The sequence below is a fragment of the Pseudomonas sp. GW821-FHT09A09 genome, from assembly GCF_059418405.1.
In genome coordinates this window covers 1-23285 of sequence record NZ_JBWKPU010000031.1, presented here as the reverse complement: position 1 = coordinate 23285, position 23285 = coordinate 1, and the positions used below count along the sequence as shown (strand labels likewise).

The following is a 23285-nucleotide window of genomic DNA, read 5'->3' as shown; positions in this document are numbered from 1 at the left end:
CCTTTCCCCAAGACAAGCCGCAGTTTAGAAAGCCCGGGGGCCTGCGTCTATGTGCGCACTGTTCATCCGCAGGCTTTGGGACTATAAATCAGCTTTCCAGGGTCGCAGGAACACCACCGTGCTGGTCATTTTCGCCTTGAGTGCCCTCGTCAGCGGGGTGTTGCTCTGGGCCATCAAGTTCATCGAGAACCCCACCGCCAGGACACTGCTGCGCGTATTTGTCGGCTTGTGCCTGGCGGCCATCGTGGCTTACCTGGTGCTGGCTTCCGGGTTCCCCACTTCATTGCTGGTGTGAGTCGCCTCCTGCCCCTGGCGCAGGCGCAATGCCGCCAGCGCCGCCACCACCAACACCAGCGCAATCACCTTCAAGCCGTTCATCGCGTTGCCGGTGCTCATTTCAATCGCGCCCATCACCGACGGCCCGACAAACCCGCCCAACAGCCCGCAGGCGTTGACGAACCCCAGGCCGCCCGCCAACGCGACGCCCTTGAGGCGTGACGCCGGGTACAGAAACACGATCGACTGCACCACAAAGAACATCACCGCCGACAGGCAAAAGCCCAGCAGGCTGAACACCGGCCCCGACACCGACGCAATGCCCAGCCCCAGCGCCATGGTCAGCAACCCGGTCACCAGCAGCCGCCGGCAACGACCGGGCGTCGTGGCAAAGCGCGGAATCAGCACGGCGCCCAGTGCCGCCGCAATCCACGGCAGCGACGTCAGCAGGCCGACGCTCATGGTGCTCAGTTCCCCGTATTTGCTGATGATGCTCGGCAGGAAAAAGATCACGGTGTAGATGGTGATCTGATGGCAAAAATACACAAAGATCGCCAACAGGATCTGTGGGGTCAGCCAGTTCTTCAGCGAGTGCCCGCCCTCGCCTGCGCCCTCTTCGGTTTCCTGGGCAATGCGTTGCTCGATGCCCCGCGCTTCTTCGGCCGACAGCCACGGCGCCTTGCTCGGGCGATCCGGCAACTTGCACCACACCACCCAGGCAAACGCCACGGCCGGCAGGCCTTCGAGCAGGAACATCCACTGCCAGCCATGCCAGCCGAGCAGGCCGTCCATGCGCATCAAGGCCGCGCCCACCGGGCCGCCGATGATGTTGGCAAAGCACACGCCCAACAGGAAATAACCGGTGGCCCGCGCCCGTTGTTCACGGTTGAACCAGTACGTCAGGTAGAGCATGACGCCCGGAAACAGACCGGCCTCGGCGATGCCCAGCAACAGGCGCAGCACGTAGAACGAGGTCTCGCCCTGCACAAAGGCCATGGCCGCCGAGATCAAGCCCCAGGTCACCATGATGCGGGCGATCCAGAACCGCGCGCCGACCTTGTGCATGATCAGGTTGCTGGGGATTTCCGACAGCGCGTAGGTGAGGAAAAACAGCCCCGCACCCAGCCCGTACGCTGCAGCGGAAATGCCCAGGTCGACGTCCAGGTGATGCTTGGCCAGGGCGATGTTGGTGCGGTCCAGAAAGCTCAAGATGTAGGCGATGATCAGCAAGGGCATCAGCTTGGCGAACATCAGTTTATTCAGCGCCTGCGGTTCGCGGGCCCGGGTGGCGGTTGTCATCGGCAGTTCCTCTTGGCGCCCCGCCAGCCGGGCTGGGGAGCGCATCAGTGTTGTTCTAGGGTTGGAGTTGCACAGCCATGGCGTGCGGGCGGTGGGAAAACAGTTGCAGCAGCGCGCCGCCGAGGGCGCAGCCGGCCATCACGAAGAAGCACACGGTGTAGCCGTGCAGCGTGGTCCAGCCGCCGCCCATGGCGATCAGGCTGCCCATCAGCACCGGCGCCAGGCCGCCGCCAATGAACATCGCGGTGGTGATGATGCCGTTGGCCGTGGAGGTCGCCGACGGCTCGGCCGAGTCGCAGGCCACCGCGTAGTAGATCGGCCACACCGCATTGGCCACCAGTCCGAACAGCAGTTGCACGACGATGATCAGCGTCAGGGTGTTGGCGAAGTAGAACGCGCCGACACTCGCCGCCATCCACAGCCCGCAGATGATCAGGGTGGTACGCCGGCCAATGATGTCCGACAGCGACGGCCACACCAGTTGCCCGAGGATGCCGGTGAGGGTGAACACCACGCTCATCCCCGCCGACTCCGCCAGCGACAGCCCGGCGATGTTGTAGAGGTAAGCCGGCAGCACGATGTTGACGCCCATGTACACCACTTGGGTGAGCATCGTATTGCCGGCCGTGAGGGCGATATTGCGGTTGCGCAAGGTGGCGACAAAGGTGCGCCAGGCTTCGCCCTTTACCGCGCTGGGCGGTGCGTTGTCAGGCGGGGTCATGCCTTTGGCGGCGATGTCGACGTACAGCGCGGTGATGCGCTCGGCCGTGGAGTAGCGCGCCCAGAAGATCATCAGCGGCAGCGCCACCACGAAGGCGAAGAAGAACACGTAGCGCCAGTTGTCTTCGCCGAACACGGTGATGACAAAGCTGGCAACGATGCCACTGAGCATCGCCCCGATCGGATAACCGGTGTGATGTGCGCCCAAGGCAAAACCGCGACGCTCCACCGGCCACCATTCGGCGGTGTTGCTCACGCCCACTGGTTCGCCCCAGCCGGCGCCGAGGTTGACGCCGACGCGCAGGGCAATGAAGGTCGCCAGGTTGCCACTCAGCGCCTTGAAGCCCGACAGAAACGAAATTGCGGTGTAGCCCAGCACCAGCGGCACCTGGAAGCGCGCACGTTTCCAGCCGCCACCGTAACGGTCGCTCCACATGGAGCCCGGGATATCCAGCAACGCCAGGGCCAGCATGACCACCGTGGCCACGGTGCCCCACTGGTCGGCGGACAAATCGAAGTGCTTGGAGATGGTCGGCCCCAGGCGCAACACGATCTCACGGTCGTAGGCGTTGAGGATCCAGATCATCCAACAGACCAGCAGCGACACCCAGGAATGCCGGTGAATGCTGCGCAGCGACGCTTTTTTGATAGTTGCCATGGGCCTCTCCAGGCGCGCGAGGGCGCGCACTGACACAAGGTTGCGAAGGAATTTGCCTTGTCACACACACGCGCTAGCTGGCGAAACGTCGCTCGGCTATTCCTTGCACGCCCAACCCGGTAATGGCGAACAGCGCTCCGCGCTGCTGGCCGTCTGCCGGGAAACGCGGCAGCGGCGGCTTGGCCATGGAGGTCACAAACAGGGTGTCCAGGTTCGGCCCGCCAAAGGTCAGGCTGGTGACCTTCTTCACCGGCATCTGGAGGATGCGGTCGACATGCCCGTCGGGGGTGTAGCGCACCAGTTTTCCGGCGTAGACCAACGCCTGCCACAGGCACCCTTCGGCGTCGACGGTGCAGCCATCGGCGGCGCCACCGCCCGAGGTGTCGACCTTGGCGAAGGTGCGGCGGTTGCTCACGCCTCCGCTGGCCAGGTCATAGTCATAGGCCCAGATCTCGCCGGACCAGGTGTCGCAGAAGTAGAAGGTTTCGCCCGACGGGCTCCAGCACGGGCCATTGGACACGATGATGCCTTCGTCCAGGGTGTGTAGGCTCAGGTCGGCGTCCAGGCGGTAGAGCTTGGCACTGGCGCTGTCTTCGAGGGTGTCCATGGAGCCGAAGACAAAGCGGCCCTGGCGGTCGACCTTGCCGTCGTTGAGGCGGTTGTTCGGCAGGTGCGGTTCCGGGTCGATGACCGGGTTGAGTTCACCGCTCTTGAGGTCGAGGGTGTGCACGCCGTTTTGCAGGGCGACGATGGCCGACTCACCGTTGAGGCGCAGGGCCATGGAGCCGATTTTCTGGCCCACGTCCCAGGCGCGCAGTTCACGGCCGTCATCAGTACAGCGCAGGACCCGGCCGTCGGCGCTGTCGATCCAGTACAGCCGTTGTTGTTCGACGTCCCACACCGGGCCTTCGCCCAGGGTGGTCTTGACGTCGACGAGCACTTCGATACGCATGGTGATCCCCTTATTGTTGTTGTGCGGGATGCAGGCCGCGTTTCATCGCGGCCTCGTTGTTTGCAGCGTCAGCCTTAGAAATTGACTTGGTCGCGCCCCTTGAGCCCGAGAATTTCCCGCGCCTCATCCGGCGTGGCCACGCGATGACCGAGGGCTTCGATCACGGTGCGGATGCGCCGTACCTGGTCGGCGTTGGAGGCCGCCAGCTTGCCCGGCCCGTCCCACAGCGAATCCTCCAGGCCGACCCGGGCGTTGCTGCCCATGGACAGGCCCATGGTCGCCAGCGGAATTTGCCCACGCCCGGCACCGAGGATCGACCACACGTAGTCGTCACCAAACAGGCGGTCGGCGGTGCGCCGCATGTGCGCCAGGTCTTCCGGGTGCCCACCGATGCCACCGCGCAGGCCGAACACCGACTGGATGAACAGCGGCGGCTTGAGCAGGCCGCGCTCCAGGAAATGCGCAGCGGTGTAGAGGTGGCCGATGTCGTAGCACTCGATCTCGAAACGGGTGCGGTTCTCGGCGCAGGAATTGAGGATATGGGTGATGTCGCGGAACGTGTTGCGGAAGATCCGGTCGTCACTGTCTTCGAGGTACGGGCGCTCCCAATCGTGCTTGAAGTCAGTGAAGCGGTTGAGCATTTCGTACAGGCCGAAGTTCATCGAGCCCATGTTCAGCGAGGCCAGTTCCGGCTTGAACTGCATCACCGGTTGCAGGCGTTCTTCCACACCCATGGTGGGTGCGCCGCCGGTGGTGATGTTGATCACCACGTCGCTGGCAGCCTTGATCTGCGGCAGGAATTCGGCGAACAGCGCCGGGTCCTGGCTGGGGCAGCCGTCGTTGGGGTCACGGGCATGCAAGTGGACAATCGCGGCGCCGGCTTCGGCGGCACCGATGGCGGCGTCGGCAATTTCCTGCGCGGTGATCGGCAAGTGCGGTGACATCGACGGCGTATGAATCGCACCGGTAACGGCGCAGGTGATGATGACAGGACGATTTTTGGACATGACGAATCTCCGACTTTTATTCTTATGAAAAAAATCCTGGGTGCAGCGCGATGTGGTCTTCCGTGGCTTACAGGTACTCGACGTTCCCGTCGACGCTGATCGCCTGGCCGGTCACGTTGCGTGCGGCGGGCGAACAGAGGAACAACGCCATGGCCGCGACGTCTTCAGCGGTGACCATGCGCTTGAGCGAGATCTTGTTGAGGTATTCCTGGCGCATCTGGGCTTCGGGCACGCCGACCTGTTCGGCACGGGCGCGGATCACGCCGTCCATGCGCGGGCCTTCGACGATGCCGGGCAGCAAGGCGTTGACGCGGATATCGCTCTCGCCCAACTCCGAGGCAAGGGATTTCATCAGGCCGACGATGGCCCATTTGGTCGCCGCGTACGGCGTGCGCCACGCGTAGCCCAAGCGCCCCGCCACCGAGGCGATGTGCAGCAAGTGGCCGTGGGACGATTCCTTGAGCATCGGCACCGCGTGGTGGGCAAAGCGGTATTGCGCCGTAAGGTTGATGTTGATGGTGGCTTGCCAGTCGGCGTCGCTGATCGCGTCGATCCCGCCAGTAGGCCCGGCGATCCCGGCGTTGTTCACCAGCACATCGAGGCCGCCGAACTGTTCGTGCTGCACCTTGAACACCGCCTCGATCTGCGCGGCATCGCTGACGTCGGCGCGGGTGGCGACGGTGCCCGGGTGCTTGTCGCGAAACGCGGCCAGGGCCGACTCGCTCACGTCACACACATGCACCTTGGCACCCGCTTCCAGGTACGCCGCCGCCAGCACTTCACCGATGCCGGCAGCCCCGCCGGAAATCAACACACGTAACCCGGGATAGGGCTGCAACCGTTGTAGGACACTCATGCACGTTTACCTCCTGAAGCAGACGACCGCGTACGGTCGTTCTTGACGAGCAGGCGCGCCAGGGAATCGGCGGCCTGCATGATGTCATCGGTCACCGCAGCACGGGCGCCGGCGCCATCGCGGGCAGCCAGGGCTTCGACGATGCGCGTGTGCGCTTCCATCGAGCGTTGCAAGTGAGCTTTATCGGGGGCGACCAGGGCAAAACACGGGCCCATGTGCAGCCAGAAGTTTTCCACGGCAGCCATGGTCAACTCGGCCTGGGCCACGGCGTAGATGCGCCGGTGAAACGCGAAGTTGGTCCACAGGTAGCGCGACACGTCGACTTCGTCGGCGGCGTGCTGCATCTGCTGGCAGAGGTCGGTGATTTCATCGAGGTCGGCCTTTTGCAAGCGCAGCACGGCCTTTTCGGCGAGCAAACCTTCGAGGGCAACCCGGGTGTCACGGATTTCGCGCAGGCGTTCGACGGTCATCAGTCGTACACGCAGACGGGAAGTTTCGGTGACTTCAAAGGCGTTTTCGGCGCTGAGGCGCTGCAGGGCTTCGCGCACCGGCATGGGGCTGGAACCGAGGGCTTCGGCGAGGCCGCGGATGGTGAGTTTCTGGCCAGGCTGGAAGCGACCACTCATCAACGCTTCGCGGATCTGGCGGTAGACCTGGTCTTGCAGGGTATCGCGGGACACCTGGCGCAAGGTGGGCAGGAGGAGCGGACCATCAGTCATGAGTCAAACCTGTGTTGTCGTTCTTATGGCCTCAATATGTGATCACAAATCAAATATGTCAAATAGTTTCCCGATTCGATTTCTGCTCGATTGACGGACGGATACCCGCTGACTCTAATGACTCATCAACCATGCAAGGAGCGCTCAACTGTGAAATTCGCCTACACCATCATCTACGTGCCGGACGTTGCGGCCTCGTTGGAATTTTTCGAAAAAGCCTTCGGGTTCAGTCGCCGTTTCCTGCATGAATCAGGCACGTATGGGGAGCTGGAAACGGGGGCTACGACCCTGTCGTTTGCTGCCCATGAATTGGGCGAAATGAACTTCGAAGGCGGGCATGTACAGGCGCACGCTTCGCGCCAGCCGTTGGGGATGGAGGTCGGGTTTGTGACTGAGGATGTGTTTGCCGCGCATGCCAAAGCGCTTGCGCAGGGCGCCGTAGAGCTGTCGGCGCCGACGACTAAACCTTGGGGGCAGGTGGTGTCGTATGTGCGTTGCCCGGATGGGGCGCTGGTGGAGCTGTGTACGCCGATCCTGGCGTAAACACACCTTTCATGTGGGAGCTGGCTTGCCTGCGATGGCGACTTTATAGCCAGCACATCATTGCCTGACACGCCGTCATCGCAGGCAAGCCAGCTCCCACATGTTGGTCCTCAGTGTTTGGGCAATCAGGGTTTAAGCGGAAACTCCTGGTCGCGCTCCGACAGCTCTGTGCCGTCGTCCGGATGCTTCCAGGTCTGGGGTTTTTCCTCTTCATGACGCCGGGGTTGTTCACGCTCCGGCTCATCCTTGCGCTTGCGTTCGTCAGCCATTGTCACCTCCCATCCGTAAGATTTGGTCACACCTTTGAGCATAGAACAGGGCCATCATTTTGGACGGCTTTGGCGATTGATAGCCTGTGCGCATCAATACATCCAAATAACTCACTTATCATTTCTAAATGTGTCAGCCACTATCCGCGGTCTTAAGCGAAACAAGCACTTTAAAAAGAACGCTGGAGACACAAAACCATGACTAGCCCTTCCCGGCCCGACTCTGCCCGCTCGAAAGTTGGTGCGGTTTTCCGCGTTACTTCCGGCAACTTCCTCGAACAGTTCGACTTCTTTCTGTTCGGTTTCTACGCCACCTACATCGCCGCTGCGTTCTTCCCCGCTGCCAATGAGTTTGCGTCATTAATGATGACCTTCGCCGTGTTCGGTGCAGGCTTCCTGATGCGACCCCTGGGCGCGATTGTCCTGGGTGCCTATATCGATGACGTGGGGCGCCGCAAAGGCCTGATCGTCACCCTGTCCATCATGGCCAGCGGCACCTTGCTGATCGTCCTGGTTCCTGGCTATCACAGCATTGGCTTGTGGGCCCCGGCGCTGGTATTGCTCGGCCGTCTGTTGCAAGGCTTCTCGGCCGGCGCGGAGCTGGGCGGCGTGTCGGTGTACCTGGCGGAAATGGCCACCCCGGGCCGCAAGGGTTTCTACACCAGCTGGCAATCGGGCAGCCAACAGATCTCTATCGTGGTCGCCGCCGCACTGGGCTATGGCCTGAACGTGTGGATGGAACCAGCCGTCGTTGCCGATTGGGGCTGGCGCATTCCGTTCGCCATCGGCTGCGTGATCATTCCGTTCATCTTCATCCTGCGTCGCAACCTGCAAGAGACTGAAGAGTTCGCCAACCGCAAGCACCGCCCGACCATGCGCGAAGTGTTGGCCACCCTGGCGAAGAACTGGACCGTGGTCATCGGCGGCATGCTGATGGTGGCCATGACCACCACCGCGTTCTACCTGATCACCGTGTACGCACCGACCTTCGGCAAGACCGTGCTGCAACTGAGCACCTCCGATGCGCTGCTGGTGACCTTGCTGGTGGCCGTGTCGAACTTTGTCTGGCTGCCTATCGGCGGCACCCTGAGCGACCGTTTTGGCCGCAAGCCGGTGCTGCTCGCCATGACCGCCCTGACCGTGATCACCGCCTACCCGGCGCTGTCGTTCGTGGTCAACGCGCCGAGCTTCGCCCACATGCTGGAAACCCTGCTGTGGTTCTCCTTCCTGTACGGCATGTACAACGGCGCCATGATCCCGGCCCTGACCGAAATCATGCCGGTTGAAGTGCGCGTAGCCGGCTTCTCCCTGGCCTACAGCCTGGCGACCGCAATCTTCGGCGGCTTCACCCCGGCGATCTCCACCTGGTTCATCCACATCACCGAAGACAAAGCCTCGCCGGCTTACTGGATGATGTTCGCCGCAGCATGCGCGCTGTGCTCGACCCTCGCGCTGTACCGCCGCGCCAACAGCCGTGGCCAGGTGATGCAGGAGGCGGTGTAATGCGCCCGCTGCTCAAGACCCTGACAGCCCTGGCCCTCGGCGCCTTCGCGCTGACGGCCCAGGCCGAACAGCTTAAGGTGATGACCTCGGGTGGCTTCACCGCCGCCTACAAATTGCTCGGCCCGCAGTATGCCCAGCAAAGCGGCGACACCCTGGACACCATTCTCGGCCCATCGATGGGCAAGGCGCCGGAAGCGATTCCCAACCGCCTGGCCCGTGGCGAACACGCCGACGTGGTGATCATGGTCGGCTACGCCCTGGATGAGTTGATCAAACAAGGCAAGGTCGACAAGGCCTCCCGCGTTGAACTGGCAGACTCGCGCATCGGTGTGGTGGTGAAGGCCGGCGCGGCCAAGCCGGCGATCGGCACCGACGCCGAGCTCAAGGCCGTGCTGAGCCAGGCCAAGTCCGTGGCGTATTCGGACAGCGCCAGCGGTGTGTATGTGGAAAAGGAGCTGTTCAAGAAGCTCGGCATGCCGGCCAAGGGCACCATGATCGAACGCCTCCCGGTGGCCGAACAGGTTGCCAAGGGTGACTACGAGGTGGGCTTGCAGCAGGTGGCGGAATTGTTGCCGGTGCCGGGCGTGACCTACGTCGGCAAGATCCCGGAAGACGTGCAATCGGTGACGCGCTTTGCGGCGGGTATTCCGGTCAACGCTGAACACCCGACCCAGGCCAAGGCGCTGCTGCAGTTCCTGGCGTCGCCCCAGGCGCAACCGGTGGTGCAATCCACCGGCCTGGACTCGGTGTCACACTGACCGAAACGGCATCTCGCGCACCAACCGCTCCAACTCCAGCGCCGCTGGCGGCAATGTCCGCCCGCGGCGTTTTATCAAGCCCACATTGCGCATCACCTGGGGTTCTACCAGCGGCACGCTGACCAGAATCGGGTGGGTGCCGGCCGGCATCGCAATCGACGGCACCATCGCCACACCCAACCCCGCCTCCACCAGCCCGATCATCGTGGTCACGTGGTGCGTCTCGCAGATACTCGGTTTTTTCACCCGCACGCCGCGCAAGGCCTGATCCAGCAGGAAACGGTTGCCGGAGGTTTTGTCGACGGTGATGTAATCGTGCTCATAGGCTTCGGCCCAGGTCACGCTGTCGCGTTCGGCCAGCGGGTGATCGCGGCGACAGGCCAGCACGTAGCGTTCCTGCAGCAGCAATTCGAACTCCACTTCATCGGCTAGGCTGCCGCTGAAACTCACGCCGAAATCCGCCTCGCCGCTCTCTACCGCATTGCACACTTCGCCAGCACTGGCATCCAGCACCCGCAGGCGAATCTTCGGATAGAGCTTGTGGAATTCGGAGATCACGTGAGGCATGAAGTAGTAGGCGGTCGACGGTACACACGCGATGGTGACGTTACCCATCCGCGTGGAGGCGACGTTGCTGATGCCCATCAAGGCCACGTCGAGGTCATCGAGCATGCGTTCCACCTGGGGCAGGAAGGCACGGCCGACCATGGTCAGGCTGACCCGGCGTGTGGTGCGCTCGAACAACTTCACGTCGAGGGCCGACTCCAGCTTCTCGATACGCCGGCTCAGCGCCGGCTGCGAGATGCGGATGGCCTCGGCGGCGCCACGGAAACTGCCCTTGTCTACCACGGCGCGGAAGGCTTGGAGGTCGTTGAGGTCGAAGTTGATGATCACGAGGAAGGGCCAGTGAGGTCGATTTGGGGGACATTATCGTATGAATGCGTCAGCGTCAGGCCCACGCGCATTTAAAAAATCGGGTCACCTGCGTAGTCTCGTGCCGAATCCTTTCGACAGAGTGATCAATGACCAGCGCCTCCCATAACAAAAAAAACGCGCGTCTGTGGCGACTCGGTGCCGCCCTCGTGGGCATCCCTTGTATGGCAGCCCTCGGTTTTTTCGCCTGGCAAAGCTTCTACCCCGTGAGCGCGGCGGCGGGCTGGAGTGTCCAGGTGGTCTACCGCGACGTGGAGAAAGCGGCCTCGCTGATGCCGTTGCCGGACGGCTCGCTGATGGTCAGCCAGGAACTCGCCAAGGGCCAGGGCAGCATAGTGCGCATCCACCCGGACGGCGCACGGGAAGTGGTGGTGGCCAACCTTTCCAAACCCGATGGCATGTTCGCGACCCGTGGCGGCTGGGTGTTCAGCCAGGAATCCGGCGGTTTGCCCGTCAGTTTTTTCAAGGACGGTGTGGTCACCGAGCTCTTCAAAGGCGAAAACGTGCAAGGGCTGTGGGATGAAGGCGACGACCTGTACGCCATCGAAGACCGCAAGCCCACCGGCCGCCTGCTGCGCTATCGCTGGAGCGATCAGTCGTTGAGCGTGCTGCGCGACCAGGTGCAGGAAGGCGAGTCCATCGTGCGCTGCACCGACGGGCGCATGCTCTACACCGAAAAGAAAAAAGGCGTGGTACGCGAGTTGAGTGCCGATGGCAGCGACCCGGTGGTGCTGGCAGGCCTGAACAAACCAACATTCTTGATGTGCGATGAGCGGGGGCTGTGGGTCAACGAAGACTCGACGCACCGGGCACGGTTATTGTTGGTAGACCCACAGGGTAAACAGCAGACCATTCTGTCGTTTTTGAAGGCGCCGCAATCGATTGTGCCGACGGGGCGTGGCACCTACCTGCTGGCCGAAGGCGGCAGGAATCGGGTGCTGGAGTTGGTGCCGCAGGGGCGGACTGTTTCACCCTAGACAGCGAATGCGGGTAAGGCCACGAGCATGTCGAGTGACAGTGCCCGTGGTCACCTTACTGACGCGGGCACTGCGACTGTGCCTGCTACTGGCAAGTCCCACCTTTATGATGCGACCCCGTGCCGCCGACCGGATGCGTGCCTTTCGGACACCCCATGGCGAGCATCGGGCTCACAGCCATTACCACCAGCAAACCCAGCAAAGACAGCTTTTTCATGACATCCTCCGTGACCATTACGATACGTAATGGCACAAAGATATCATGCATTTACGGTCTTTATAGCGACGTTATTTTGCCCAGGCCTGTGGGCCGCTGAAAAACGCCTGGGCGTTACTGTCGAGCGTCTCCAGGTGATACCCGCCCTCCTGCACGATCACACAGGGCAATCCCAGGCCACGGATGCATTCCCCCAACCGCGCAAACCCTTCGCGCGTGACCGCGACTTTGCTTTGCGGGTCCAGCTCGTAGATGTCGAAGCCCAGGGACAACACCAGCACGTCCGCCGAAAAGTCTTTGATCGCCGCCAGGGCCTGTTCGAGTTTTTCGAAGAACAGCGCCTCACTGGCGCCATGAGGCATCGGCAGGTTGAGGTTGAAGCCCTCGCCCGCTGCGCTTCCACGCTCATCGGCGAAGCCGGCGACACCAGGGTAGAAGTTGGTGGGGTCACCGTGGATCGAGACGTACAGCACGTCGTCGCGGTCGTAGAAGATTTCCTGGATGCCTTGGCCGTGGTGCATGTCGGTGTCGAGCACGGCGACGCGCTGGAACCCTTCACGCAAGACCTGGGCGGCGACGGCTGCGTTGTTGAGGTAGCAGAAACCACCCGCCGCATCGAACCGCGCGTGGTGGCCCGGAGGTCGGCACAGGGCGTAGGCGGCTGGCGCGCCATCGAGGATGGCCTTGGCTGCTGCGACGGCGCTCTGGGCCGACCAATAGGCCGAGCGCCAGGTGAGCTCGCCGATTGGGCAACTGCCGTCCGCCAGGTAACGCGCAGCCTGGGCGAGGATGCCACGCAGGGCGTTGGGCTCGCGCACGAAGATGTTGGACATGACTTCATCACCCCAGTCTTCGGGGATTTCCTTCCAGCGTTGATGGGCTTCTTGCAGGAAGGCCAGGTACGGCGCGCCGTGCACGGCGAGCAGTGGATCCAGGCCATGATCCTGGGGTTGCTGGATGTCGAACCCCAGGCTCTGCGCGGCCAGCAGCAGGTTGCGCGCGCGCTCGGGGACTTCCTGGGGCGTGCGCATCTGGCCACGGGAGTAGTAGCTGCGCGGGTGGTGCAGGAGTTGTTCGGGGTGGAAAAAGGTACGCATGGAATCTTCCTCGATAAACTCAAATCACCGGCAGTCACACAGCTCCTGTAGGAGCCGGCTTGCCGGCGATAGCGGTAGGCCAGACAACCTCTCCATATCTGAAAGATCGTCATCGCCGGCAAACCGGCTCCTACAGGTGATGTGTTTCAGTCTTAGTCAGCTCGGACCGCGCGTTTGAGCACGGCGTTGAGCAACACGTCGGTGCCCTGGCGCACGTCCTCGGGCAGTACGTCTTCGGCTTCGTTATGGCTCAGGCCGCCGACACACGGGATAAAGACCATCGCGGTCGGGCAGTAACGGGCCAGGTGAATGGCATCGTGGCCGGCACCGCTGACAATGCGCTGCTGGCTGTAGCCCAAGGCGTCTACCGAGGACTGCACACAGGCAACGCAGTCTGCGTCGAACGGCGTGGCCGGGCTGATCCAGTGAGGGCTGATGGTGACGCTCAGGCCACGTTTTTCAGCGATGGCCTGCAGACGCGCACGCACTTGCTGTTCCATGGCGTCGATGTCGGCGTCACGGTGATGACGCAGGTCGACGGTGAAATTCAACAGCCCGGGAATCGTGTTGCGCGATGACTTGGCAATGCTCAACTCGCCCACCGTGGTCAGGCCTTCGGGGGCAAAATCCGCCGCCAGGTTTTCCAGGGCCTGAATCATTTTCGCGGCGCCGTACAGCGCGTCCTTGCGCAGTGGCATCGGCGTGGTACCGGCATGGGCCGCCATGCCTTCGACCCGCACGTCGAGCCAGCGAATCGCCTGGCCGCCGGTGACCACGCCGATGCTCTTGGCGTTGTCTTCCAGGATCGGGCCTTGTTCGATATGGGCCTCGAAATACGCATCCACCGCGCCACCCAACGGGCGCTCACCGTTGTAGCCGGTGCTGCGCAATGCCTCTGCCACGCTGATGCCGTCGACATCCGCCGTGGCCAGGGCCTTGTCCAGCGCCAAGGTGCCGGTGAACACCGCCGAGCCGAGCATGGCCGGGGTAAAGCGCGCGCCCTCTTCGTTGGTCCACACGGCGATTTCCAGGGGTTTGCGGGTCTGGATGCCGTGGTCGTCGAGGCTGCGGATCACTTCCAGGCCGGCCAGCACACCGTAGACGCCATCGAAGCGCCCGCCTTCCGGTTGCGTGTCGAGGTGGCTGCCCATCATGACCGGCGCGGCGTCCTTGTCGGTACCGGCACGCCGGGCGAACAGGTTGCCGATGGCATCCACGCTCAGCGTCAACCCTGCAGCTTTACACCAGTGGCTGAACAGTTCACGGCCGGCCTGGTCTTCGGCACTCAGGGCCAGGCGGCAACTGCCGCCACGGGCGGTGGCGCCGATCTCGGCCATGGCCATCAGGCTGGCCCACAGGCGCTCGCCATTAATCTTCAACATTCGCAACTCTCCCTCAAACACTGTGTGCCATTTCATGACGGTGCGCGGTGGCGTGACGGCGCGACAACGCCAGTACGCACACCAGCGAAACCGCCGCGATCAGGCTGTAGAACACTGCCATCGGCCACCATTGGCCCTGGTATTCGTGGGCCAGCCAGGTGCCGATCAATGGCGTCAAGCCACCCGCCAGCGCACCGCACACCTGGTAGGCCAGGGAGATCGCGGTGTAGCGCACGCGGGTTTCGAACAAGCCGCTGACAAAGCCGGCAATCACGGCATAAAACGAGGCCATGCACACCACCGCCAGGGCGATGCCAAGGATGATCAACGGGGCCTGCCCGCTGCTGACCAGCACAAACATCGGATAAGGCGAAGCCATTGCCAACACGGTCATCGCGCAGAGGAAGCGCGTGGCGCCGACCTTTTCGGCCACCCAGGCGGCCAGTGGCTGGATGCAGAACTGGATGATCGCGACGAAGAACAAACACTCCAGAATCAGCGAGCGCGGTAGGCCCAGTTGCTGAGTGCTGTAGGCAATCATGAAGGTGTTGGTGAAATACACGCCGGCGATGCCCAGGGTGTTGGCGCCAATGCACAGCAACAGCGGGCGCCAAGCGGTGCGCAGCACTTCAATGACGGGGGCCTGGTCTTTCTTGATCGCCCGCGCTTTTTCAGCCTGGGCTTTGTCTTCGAGAAACTCGGGGGATTCGTTCACCCCCAGGCGAATCGCCAGGCCTACGATCAGCAACAGGGCGCTGGCGAGGAACGGCACACGCCAGCCCCAACTCAGCAGGTCTTCTTCCGGCAAACGGGTGACCGCACTGAACGCCAGCAACGACAGGATCAAACCGGCCGGGCTGCCCAACTGGGCGAAGGAGGCAAAGAAGTTTCGACGGCCTTTCGGCGCGTGTTCACCGGCCATCAGCACTGCACCGCCCCACTCACCGCCCACGGCAATGCCCTGTACCACGCGCAGCAGGATCAACAGCACCGGCGCTGCAACGCCGATTTGCGCGTAGGTCGGCAGCAGGCCGATACACACCGTGACCACGCCCATCATCACCAGGGTGATCACCAGGGATTTCTTGCGCCCGATACGGTCGCCGATGTGGCCGAACACAATACCGCCCAGGGGCCGTGCAAAAAAGCCCACGGCGAAGGTGCCGAAGGCGGCCATGGTGCTGAACAGCTTGTCGTCGGAGGGGAAAAACAGTTGGCCGAACACCAGCGCGGCGGCGGTGGCGTAGATATAAAAGTCGTACCACTCGATCATGGTGCCGATAAAAGCGGCGGCCGCAGCACGGCGGGGCTGTGGCGAAGCGGAAGGCTTCATGGGGCGGGCTCCTTTGGTTATTTTTTTGGCAGGAGAAAGTCAAACGGGCGCGCTCTGATGGCGCTTGTTGAGGGTGATTTATCGTCGCCGGGCTATGATTAGTCAATTTTCTATTTATTATTCAAATTATAAATCCTGCTTATTATCGAGCCGCGTCATGCCCGAACCTCGCCGCGATATTCACCCGCTGCTCAACGACCGCCTGGACTGGAACCTGCTGCGCACCTTCCGCGTGATCGGCCAGGAACTGAGCATCAGCCGTGCCGCCGCCCGCCTGCACCTGACGCAACCGGCCATCAGCCAGGCCCTCAAGCGCCTGGAAGAACAGCTCGACTGCGAACTGATCGCCCGCCGTGGCCCGCGTTTTGTGCTGACCGACGCCGGTGAACAGATCTTTGCCATCGCCGGCGAGATGTACGGCCAGGTGTCGCAGATGAGCAACGCCCTGCAAAAACCTGGTGACGAGGTGCTCGGCAAAGTGCGCTTGCTGATGATCAGCCGCATCGAGTCAGACACCTTTGATGACTTCCTCGCTGACTTCCACCGCGAGCATCCCCGGGTCGACCTGGAAGTGGAGGTGATGCGCAGCTCGGACATCGTCGCCGCCCTCCTCGAAAAAACCGCGACCCTGGGCCTGAGCCTCAATCGCCGACCGCAGCCGCGTCTGGAACAGCACCTGTTCTTGCGTCAGCGCTATGCGTTTTTCTGCGGACGACACCATCCGTTGTTTGGGCGCAGCGGCCTGGCGGAGGGGGATTTGCAGTCGGAGAACTTCGTGAGTTTTACCAGCGACCAAATTGGCGGGATGTTGTCGCCCTTGACGATCTTCCGCGACCAGCAGGGCTTCAGCGGGCGGATCGTGGCGTCGTCGTCCAGCCTTGAAGAGGTACGTCGGTTGGTGATCGCCGGATTCGGCCTGGGTTGCCTGCCGATCCATGTGGTGGCCGAGGATGAGAAGAATGGGTTGCTGTGGCGGCTACCGCCGGATGAGGGGATCGCGGACGTGGATATTCATCTGCTGTGGAACCGGGAGCAGAAGATGAGTCGGGCGGAGCGGGTATTTATCGAAAGCCTCACGGCTCGATTGGCGTAGGGAGCAGCGCGAGCCCGCTCACGACAATTGGCGGGGTTTGCAAGTCGGGTGGCGGCTTGCTGCTAGTGTGGAAAGCGTGTCTATCGAACATCCTTCGCTCACGGTTGTTTCCTACGAAGAGGTGTTCCATGTCCAAGATCTGGTTTATCACTGGCAGTTCCCGTGGCCTTGGCCGCGCTATTACCGAAGCGGCCCTGCGTGCCGGCGACCGTGTGGTGGCGACGGCGCGCAATCCCCGTCAATTGGATGACCTGGTCGCTGAATACGGCGACGCAGTTTTGCCCCTGCAGCTGGATGTGACGGACAACACGCAGGTCGTGCAAGTCGTGGCGGCTGCGGTGGCGCATTTTGGCCGGCTGGATGTGGTGGTCAACAACGCGGGTTATGGGGACTTGGCGTCGGTTGAGGATGTGACGCTGGAAGACTTCACGGCGCAGATCGACACCAATTTCTACGGCGTGGTGCACGTGAGCAAGGCCGTGGTGCCGGTGCTGCGCGCCCAGGGCAGCGGGCATATCTTTCAGGTATCGTCCCTCGGCGGGCGTATCGGCATGGCGGGCCTGGCGGCTTACCAGAGTGCAAAATGGGCGGTGGGTGGGTTTTCAACGGTGTTGGCGCAAGAGGTGACCCCGCTCGGGGTGCAAGTGACGGTACTGGAGCCGGGCGGCATGCGCACCGACTGGTCGGGCTCGTCCATGACGATCCCGCCGATCAGCGAGCCCTATCAGCAAAGCGTCGGCGTGCTGGTCGAGTTGCTGAATTCCCCTGGTATCTTGCCGACCGGCCCGGCCCGGGTGGCTGAGATCGTCCTGGAGTTGGCCCTGAACAAAGAAGCGCCGCTGCGCCTGTTGATCGGCAGTGATGCGGTGCAATACGCAGCGCGGGCGGCGGAAGACCTGGCGGCCTCGGACAAGAAATGGCACGACCTCAGTGTGTCGGCCTCTGATTGATTTGCTCGACTGAAAAGGTGACCCATGCCTGATGCACGCCAATCCCGTTTCAACATCCCGGATGTTTTCTGGCAAGCCCTGAAAACCATCGGGCTGGAGCCGTCGGCGGTGTTGCGTCAGGCACGGCTGCCGGTGACGCTCAACCTTCACGAGCGGCGCGACCGTCGTCAGGTGACAACACCCGAGTTTTTCCGCTTGTGGGAGGCCGTCGGTACACTCAATCCAGACCCGGCGGCCGGCATCTTGCTGGTCACCCAGCTGGACAGTGCAACATTGCCTCCTGCGAGTTTTGCCGCCTTCATTGCCCGCGACTTTCGGGATGGCCTGCACCGCCTCGCCCGCTTCAAGCAACTGTGCACCCCCGAACGGGTGCACGTGACCGAAGAAGGCAGCACCTGCACCGTCACCCTCGACTGGTTGCGCACTCAGGCGCATCCGCCGACGTTATTTATCGACGCCGCTTTTGCCACGTTCGTCGAACTGGGTCGGCGCGGTTCCAGGGTGCACGTCATCCCCCATCATGTTGAATTGGCCCGACCGGAATGTGGCAGCAACGTTCTGGCCGATTTTTTTGGCTGCCCGGTGCATTTCGGCGCCGAGCGTAATGCCCTGGTGTTTGACGCTGCTGACTTGAACCGGCCCTTCCCCGGGCACAACCCGGAACTGCTCGACATACTCAACCCGGTCCTGACCGCCGCCTTGGCCGAAGCGACGGCACTGCCCACGATCAGCCATCAGGTCAAGGGCGCGCTCAAGCGCATCCTCGCCAGCGGTCGCCCGGAGATGGTCGAGGTGGCGCGGGACATGGGCATGAGCGAGCGCACGTTGCAGCGGCGCATCACCGAGGAAGGCACCAGCTTTCGCCAATTGATGCTGGAAACCCGCCAGGAGATAGTGCGCCATCTGTTGGCAGAACCGACGATCGAGATAGAGGAGATCGCCGGCTTGCTCGGTTACGAAGACACCAATTCGTTTTATCGGGCTTTTCGCACCTGGGAAGGCACGACACCCGGGCGCTGGCGCGCCTCACAGGGCACGACTCACTGAGTTCACGTGGGCAATGTATTCTCGACACTACGAGCCATGCGCTGCAGCGCTTCGAACGGGTTGCGCCCGATCAGCATGAAGCCGTGGGTAGCACTGGCCCAATACACCACATTCATCCCTCGCCGCTGCTCGGTGGCGGCAGGTTGCGCACCCTTGCTGCTGGCGGTGATGCACAGCGCTAGTGGGCCGTGAAGTGGGTCCAGGTAGGTCAGTTGGCCGATCAATACACCGTCGTAGTCGAGGATTTGCGCACGCCGGAATTCGGCGCCGGGGAGGTTTACCGCCGTGGGGGACAACGGCAGGCCCAATTGAGCGCCGACCGAACTCAGTTGGGCCACGTGGGAAGCGGAGTCGGTACTGAGGTTCTCCAGGGTCTGGGGCGTGTACAAAGCCATATATTCGGCGACCGACGCACGCCAGCCTTGGCCGGGTTCCGGGCGGGGCCAACTCATGAACAGGCGGTCGGCAAGCACCCCGGCCACGGCAAAACCGGCGGCCATGGCCAGGAAGCGGCGCCGGCTCAAGGCTGGGGCATGCGCTGAGGGCAGCGATTTGAGCATCGCCTGCATACGTTCTGTGGGGGCCTGGTCGAGCAGTGAATCGAAGGCGGCCTTGAAAGGCAGGTCAGCCCCCTGCAACGCTTCCACGCGCGCAGCCAGGACAGGATCAACGCTGAGCCGATCGGTGATGAGCTGGTGCTGCCGGGCATCCAGTTCGCCGTCCAGGTAAGCCACCAACAGTTCGTCGGAGGGTGCGTCAGTGAGGGTCATCGCCGTTCTCCGTGAGTTTTGTCCGGCTGGGCTTGGGAGGACGCGGTTTCAGCCAGTTTCGCCCGTGCGGCCGCCAATCGGCTCATGACGGTTCCCACCGGGATATGCAGCACCTCGGCAATTTCCTTGTATGAAAGCCCTTCCACATACGCCAGAAAAACCGTCTCCCGTTGTGCTTCGGGCAGCCCGTTCACACGTTTGATGACTTGTGCGGCCAACACCTGTTCCTGGGCCAGGCTCTCGCCATCAAAGGACAACTCCTGCTCCGCGTCGACGAACCCCTGCCCTTGTCTCACCCGTTGCGAGCGCAGTTCGTTGAGCCAGATCGAATGCATGATTGCCAGCAACCAGCGATCCAGCCGCGTGCCGGCGGCAAACTGCCCAGCACGTTCCAAGGCTCGCACACAGGTGGCCTGCACCAGGTCTTCAGCCAGGTGCTTTTGTCGTGACAACACCCACCCGTATCGCCATAAACGCGGCAACAGCAGGCCCAACTCGCGACGAAACTCAGCCTCTGCGGTGATGGCGGCCTCCTGTGTGTTCACTCACAGTTTTATGCCTCGGGCGCATGGGCGATCGCGTCAGCCAGGTCTTCATATTCTTCGCAGGTGGTGCTGCACAAGGCTTTGATCTTCACCAGTTGCTCCTGCGCCAGGTCGATGCGGCCCTTGATCACGTAGGCCTCGCCCAGATACTCGCGGACTTGGGCGTAGTTGGGGTCGAGCGCCACGGACTTCAGGTAATAGCCGATGCCTTCGTCGGTGCGCCCCAGCTTGCGGGTGGCGTAGCCACGATAGTTGAGGGCCTTGGCGGTGTTCGGGTCTTGCAGGGTATCGAGCAGTGCCAGGGCTTCGTCGTAACGCCCATCCTTGGCCAGGCGGTAGGCGTAATCGGTACGGTCGGCGTCTGACGTGGCTTTGCTGGTTTGCAGCACGCACTTGCCGGTCTTGGTGTCCCAGACCTGGCCTTTGGGGCAATTGGGCTTGGGCGGCGCGGATTCATCGCCCGATGCGTGGGCCTGGCCGGCCAGTAATGCGGCAGCCAAGCACGCACCGAAGAGGAGCGAGGTACGGTATTCGTGGCGGTTCTTCATGGTTTTCATGCTCCGTAACGGGGGTTAGGTACAGCAGCCAACATCACTTTTGAAAGGCAGTACGTGAGCCGGGCAACATGCGGCGTAGCGTGCTGTCGCCCATCACATAGTGGTGCCAGAGCGCAGCCGCCGCATGCAGGCCCGCGAGCAGGATGATCGCCCAGGCAACCGTGTCGTGCAGGCCGCCCAGCGTCCCGCGCCAGGCGTGGTCGATCACTACCGGCGCGGGGATGGAAAACAGCCCGAAAAAGCTGAAAGGCTCGCCTTGCGCCCAGCGAAACAGAAAGCCCAATACGATCTGTGCCAACAGCAACAGATAGAGGCAACCATGCGCCATTTTCGCCAGTACGTTAAGGGCGGGGTGACTGTCGGCCTTTGGGCGATTGCCGCCGGACAGGCGCCAGATAATCCGCGCAGCAATCAGCACGGCCATGGCGATCCCCAGGGAGATGTGCACCGACTGCAGGCCTTTGCGCAGTGGTGTGCCCTTCTCCAGGTTTTCCCAGATATGTGCGCTGGCAAACATGAAGATCACCACGGCGGCGGTGAGCCAATGGAAGGTGCGGGTGAGGCGGTCGTAGCGGTCGACATGGGGGCTCATGGGCGTTTCCTGGGTGGTCTGTGGGGTGAACACCGCAGCGAGGAAAGTTATTCGGTGAGACGGAGATTTTTATGCTGTTGATTCTGTGTGAGCCGAGCACCCAGAAACACAAAAGCCCCGCAGCCTATTCAGCTACGGGGCTTTTGCGTTTTATTAGCGTTCCTTATTGGCTTGGGAGAGCACCGACGCTGCAAGGGATTTGGTGTCTTCGCTATGGCGATCGCTGCCCAGCACTTTTGCGGCTGTTTCCTCCATCTCGGCACTGGTCTGCTTGTCGTTGTTCTTCTGGGCCAGCGCTGAAGCGGCAAGGCTTTTGGCAGTGGCGGAGGCGACTGGACTGTTGAGTGTTTGTGCAGCCAACGTCGCGATTTTGTCGGAGGTTTTCTTGGTGTTCTTGCTCATGATGCAGTTCCTTTGCAATGGAAGGCGCCCGATCTGACGCGCTAGCACAACGTAATAAGTTGCCGTCGTTATCGCAATGCGTCCCCTGTAGGCAAGGTTTTTGAAACGGCGCGAAAGTGACATCTGTGGTGTAGGACTTATCGATTGCACTGATGATTACTATCGAACGGGTCGCCTGCTCAATCATCAAGACCGGTTTATATAATCGCCCCCTGACTCCCTTCCCCCGCCTGGCTTCAGGCGACATTCATCTTGGAACCCAACACCATGCCAAGCGCGACACAGGCCCCACGCGGCCGTCCCGAACATAATCAACAAAGCGTCAAACAGCAGTGGCTGGCGATTCTCTCCGTGGCCGTCGGTGCCTTCGCCCTGGTAACCAGCGAGTTTCTCCCGGTGGGCGTGCTTAATGACGTTGCCGCCGACCTGGGCATCAGTGCCGGCCACGCCGGACTGATGGTCACCCTGCCCGGCATCATGGCCGCGCTTGCGGCGCCGTTGCTGTCGGTCATCATTGGCGCCATGGACCGCCGCTACCTGTTGATCAGCCTGACGCTGATCATGATCATCGCCAACAGCGTGGTGGCCTTTGCCAGCGACTTCAGCCTGTTGCTGTTTGGTCGCGTATTGCTGGGCATCAGTATCGGTGGGTTCTGGGCCACCGCCATTGCGCTGAGTGGCCGTTTGGCTCCCAAGGGCGTGGGTGTAGCGAAGGCCACGTCCATCATCATGATGGGCGTGACACTCGCCACTGTTCTGGGCGTGCCCGTTGGTACTTGGCTCAGCGGCTTGATGGGCTGGCGCATGACGTTTCTGGTCACCGCATTGCTAGGTGTACCGGTGGTGCTGGCGCAGGTGTTCCTGCTGCCCCAGCTCAAGCCGGAGAAGGCCATTCTTGTGAGTGACCTGCCGGCCTTGTTCATCAATCCACGGGCTCGTGTGGGTTTGATCGCGGTGTTGATGATTGGCCTGGCGCACTTTGCTGCGTACACCTATGTGGCACCGTTCTTCAAAAACAGCTCCGGCTTTGATGGCCCGACCATTGGTTCGCTGTTGCTGATGTTTGGTGTGGCAGGCGTGGCGGGTAACGTTTTCGCCGGCTTCGCGGCTAACCGCAGCGTGCGCTACACCTTGTTGCTGGTTGCGCTGATGATCGGCACCAGCACTGCGCTGTTCCCCTACTTCGCCACCGGCCTGACGGGCGCGACGATGCTGATCGCACTCTGGGGCTTCGCCTTCGGCGCCTTCCCGGCCTGTGCCAGCATCTGGATGTTTGTCGTGGCGCCCAAGGATGTCGAACGCGGCATGCCGCTGTTTGTCGCCCTGTTCCAGGTGATCATTGCCTTGGGCTCGTTCTTCGGCGGGCGGATCGTTGACCAGATGGGCAGTTCGGTACTGTTGAGCTTGGCCACGGCGCTGGTGGGCTGTGGGTTTGTCACGGTGCTGGTGCTTGGGCGTAACGTGAGCAATAGCTTGGCAGCACAACCTGCCTGACACCATCACAGAAACGAAAAAGCCCCGTAGCTTGTACAGCTACGGGGCTTTTTTTATGTGCTGGGGGAGAGATAGTCGACTCTTAGGCGATGGCCCGCAGGGTTGAAGCCAAAGGCTGTCTGTGGGCGATGTAGCGACTGGATAGCACGCTGCAACTCTCCTCTGAAGCGGAGTGTCAGCAGGAGGGGAAAAATACATTGAGCGGCGAGCAGCCATGTCACGGTGAAGCGATTGCAGTGGATGTACAAGGTGCACTGATGCTTGATAACCCCACATTGATGCTTCAAGCCGCCAGGGCGGGAATGGGGCTGACTTATCTGACGGAATGGAATGCCG

The 23285-nt window shown here is 62.1% G+C and carries 25 protein-coding genes; 9 read left to right on the top strand and 16 right to left on the bottom strand.

Annotated features, from left to right (window positions below):
* Window positions 1-118: 118 nt before the first annotated feature.
* Window positions 119-295, top strand: coding sequence for a hypothetical protein (locus AC07OV_RS23180; protein ID WP_494998699.1), 177 nt, complete (start codon window positions 119-121; stop codon window positions 293-295).
* Here the strand turns inward: AC07OV_RS23180 and AC07OV_RS23175 are convergent.
* From AC07OV_RS23175 to AC07OV_RS23150, 6 genes are all read right to left on the bottom strand, one after another.
* Window positions 250-1575: an MFS transporter gene (locus tag AC07OV_RS23175; RefSeq protein ID WP_494998700.1), complete on the bottom strand. Its 1326-nt coding sequence runs from the start codon at window positions 1573-1575 to the stop codon at window positions 250-252. The genes AC07OV_RS23180 and AC07OV_RS23175 overlap by 46 nt on opposite strands.
* A 55-nt stretch (window positions 1576-1630) precedes the next feature.
* Complete coding sequence (locus AC07OV_RS23170; protein WP_495093056.1) at window positions 1631-2953, bottom strand: MFS transporter; 1323 nt, start codon at window positions 2951-2953, stop codon at window positions 1631-1633.
* Window positions 2954-3026: 73 nt separating this feature from the next.
* Window positions 3027-3905, bottom strand: a complete 879-nt coding sequence (locus tag AC07OV_RS23165; RefSeq protein WP_495093055.1) for an SMP-30/gluconolactonase/LRE family protein — start codon at window positions 3903-3905, stop codon at window positions 3027-3029.
* A gap of 74 nt (window positions 3906-3979) precedes the next feature.
* On the bottom strand, window positions 3980-4912 hold the full coding sequence (kce, locus tag AC07OV_RS23160) for a 3,5-dioxohexanoate:acetyl-CoA acetone transferase (protein WP_495093054.1): 933 nt from the start codon (window positions 4910-4912) through the stop codon (window positions 3980-3982).
* A 67-nt stretch (window positions 4913-4979) separates the two neighbouring features.
* Entirely contained in the window at window positions 4980-5768 is a 789-nt protein-coding gene (locus AC07OV_RS23155) for an SDR family oxidoreductase (protein WP_178925671.1), read from the bottom strand.
* Window positions 5765-6487 (bottom strand): GntR family transcriptional regulator, encoded by a 723-nt coding sequence (locus AC07OV_RS23150; RefSeq protein WP_178925670.1) that lies wholly within the window; start codon window positions 6485-6487, stop codon window positions 5765-5767. The genes AC07OV_RS23155 and AC07OV_RS23150 overlap by 4 nt, the downstream gene beginning before the upstream one ends.
* 150 nt (window positions 6488-6637) lie before the next feature.
* Here AC07OV_RS23150 and AC07OV_RS23145 point away from each other — a divergent pair, with 150 nt between their 5' ends.
* Window positions 6638-7030, top strand: a complete 393-nt coding sequence (locus AC07OV_RS23145) for a VOC family protein (protein ID WP_495093053.1) — start codon at window positions 6638-6640, stop codon at window positions 7028-7030.
* Between the two features lie 125 nt (window positions 7031-7155).
* On the opposite strand, the gene AC07OV_RS23140 is transcribed toward AC07OV_RS23145, so the two are convergent.
* A complete protein-coding gene (locus tag AC07OV_RS23140; protein ID WP_176995279.1) occupies window positions 7156-7299 on the bottom strand; it encodes a hypothetical protein in 144 nt (47 codons plus the stop codon).
* Between the two features lie 198 nt (window positions 7300-7497).
* On the opposite strand from AC07OV_RS23140, the gene AC07OV_RS23135 reads away from it, so the two are divergent.
* Together AC07OV_RS23135 and AC07OV_RS23130 are read left to right on the top strand one after the other, a co-directional pair.
* Window positions 7498-8802, top strand: coding sequence for an MFS transporter (locus tag AC07OV_RS23135; protein ID WP_495093052.1), 1305 nt, complete (start codon window positions 7498-7500; stop codon window positions 8800-8802).
* On the top strand, window positions 8802-9560 hold the full coding sequence (locus tag AC07OV_RS23130; RefSeq protein ID WP_495093051.1) for a substrate-binding domain-containing protein: 759 nt from the start codon (window positions 8802-8804) through the stop codon (window positions 9558-9560). Before AC07OV_RS23135 ends, AC07OV_RS23130 begins: the two co-directional genes overlap by 1 nt.
* On the opposite strand, the gene AC07OV_RS23125 is transcribed toward AC07OV_RS23130, so the two are convergent.
* Entirely contained in the window at window positions 9552-10454 is a 903-nt protein-coding gene (locus AC07OV_RS23125) for a LysR family transcriptional regulator (RefSeq protein WP_176995276.1), read from the bottom strand. The two genes, AC07OV_RS23130 and AC07OV_RS23125, sit on opposite strands and share 9 nt — an antisense overlap.
* Window positions 10455-10657: 203 nt before the next feature.
* Here AC07OV_RS23125 and AC07OV_RS23120 point away from each other — a divergent pair, with 203 nt between their 5' ends.
* Window positions 10658-11470: an SMP-30/gluconolactonase/LRE family protein gene (locus AC07OV_RS23120; protein WP_494998707.1), complete on the top strand. Its 813-nt coding sequence runs from the start codon at window positions 10658-10660 to the stop codon at window positions 11468-11470.
* Window positions 11471-11758: 288 nt separating this feature from the next.
* Here AC07OV_RS23120 and AC07OV_RS23115 read toward each other — a convergent pair whose 3' ends face one another.
* The 3 genes from AC07OV_RS23115 to AC07OV_RS23105 form a co-directional block, all read right to left on the bottom strand.
* Window positions 11759-12784 (bottom strand): histone deacetylase family protein, encoded by a 1026-nt coding sequence (locus tag AC07OV_RS23115; protein WP_495093050.1) that lies wholly within the window; start codon window positions 12782-12784, stop codon window positions 11759-11761.
* Between the two features lie 152 nt (window positions 12785-12936).
* Entirely contained in the window at window positions 12937-14166 is a 1230-nt protein-coding gene (locus tag AC07OV_RS23110) for a Zn-dependent hydrolase (RefSeq protein WP_495093049.1), read from the bottom strand.
* A gap of 13 nt (window positions 14167-14179) precedes the next feature.
* Window positions 14180-15499 (bottom strand): MFS transporter, encoded by a 1320-nt coding sequence (locus AC07OV_RS23105; RefSeq protein ID WP_494998710.1) that lies wholly within the window; start codon window positions 15497-15499, stop codon window positions 14180-14182.
* Between the two features lie 157 nt (window positions 15500-15656).
* Between AC07OV_RS23105 and AC07OV_RS23100 the strand changes: the two genes are divergently transcribed.
* The 3 genes from AC07OV_RS23100 to AC07OV_RS23090 all read left to right on the top strand — a co-directional run bounded on the left by AC07OV_RS23100 (window position 15657) and on the right by AC07OV_RS23090 (window position 18589).
* A complete protein-coding gene (locus AC07OV_RS23100; protein WP_494998711.1) occupies window positions 15657-16592 on the top strand; it encodes a LysR family transcriptional regulator in 936 nt (311 codons plus the stop codon).
* Between the two features lie 128 nt (window positions 16593-16720).
* Window positions 16721-17542 carry an SDR family NAD(P)-dependent oxidoreductase gene (locus AC07OV_RS23095; RefSeq protein ID WP_495093048.1) on the top strand — a complete coding sequence of 274 codons (822 nt, stop codon included), beginning with the start codon at window positions 16721-16723 and terminating at the stop codon, window positions 17540-17542.
* Between the two features lie 24 nt (window positions 17543-17566).
* The gene (locus AC07OV_RS23090; protein ID WP_494998713.1) at window positions 17567-18589 is read left to right on the top strand and encodes an AraC family transcriptional regulator; all 1023 of its coding nucleotides are present in this window, start codon (window positions 17567-17569) and stop codon (window positions 18587-18589) included.
* Window positions 18590-18591: 2 nt separating this feature from the next.
* Here the strand turns inward: AC07OV_RS23090 and AC07OV_RS23085 are convergent, their stop codons facing one another.
* The 5 genes from AC07OV_RS23085 to AC07OV_RS23065 form a co-directional block, all read right to left on the bottom strand.
* Window positions 18592-19359 carry an anti-sigma factor family protein gene (locus AC07OV_RS23085; RefSeq protein ID WP_495093047.1) on the bottom strand — a complete coding sequence of 256 codons (768 nt, stop codon included), beginning with the start codon at window positions 19357-19359 and terminating at the stop codon, window positions 18592-18594.
* The gene (locus tag AC07OV_RS23080) at window positions 19356-19853 is read right to left on the bottom strand and encodes an RNA polymerase sigma factor (RefSeq protein WP_494998719.1); all 498 of its coding nucleotides are present in this window, start codon (window positions 19851-19853) and stop codon (window positions 19356-19358) included. Before AC07OV_RS23080 ends, AC07OV_RS23085 begins: the two co-directional genes overlap by 4 nt.
* 59 nt (window positions 19854-19912) lie before the next feature.
* Window positions 19913-20452 carry a tetratricopeptide repeat protein gene (locus AC07OV_RS23075; RefSeq protein ID WP_495093046.1) on the bottom strand — a complete coding sequence of 180 codons (540 nt, stop codon included), beginning with the start codon at window positions 20450-20452 and terminating at the stop codon, window positions 19913-19915.
* Window positions 20453-20495: 43 nt separating this feature from the next.
* Window positions 20496-21053, bottom strand: coding sequence for a cytochrome b (locus tag AC07OV_RS23070; RefSeq protein ID WP_495093045.1), 558 nt, complete (start codon window positions 21051-21053; stop codon window positions 20496-20498).
* Between the two features lie 153 nt (window positions 21054-21206).
* Entirely contained in the window at window positions 21207-21455 is a 249-nt protein-coding gene (locus tag AC07OV_RS23065) for a hypothetical protein (RefSeq protein WP_494998717.1), read from the bottom strand.
* Between the two features lie 267 nt (window positions 21456-21722).
* On the opposite strand from AC07OV_RS23065, the gene AC07OV_RS23060 reads away from it, so the two are divergent.
* Window positions 21723-22949, top strand: a complete 1227-nt coding sequence (locus AC07OV_RS23060; RefSeq protein WP_176995264.1) for an MFS transporter — start codon at window positions 21723-21725, stop codon at window positions 22947-22949.
* Window positions 22950-23285 lie beyond the last annotated feature (336 nt).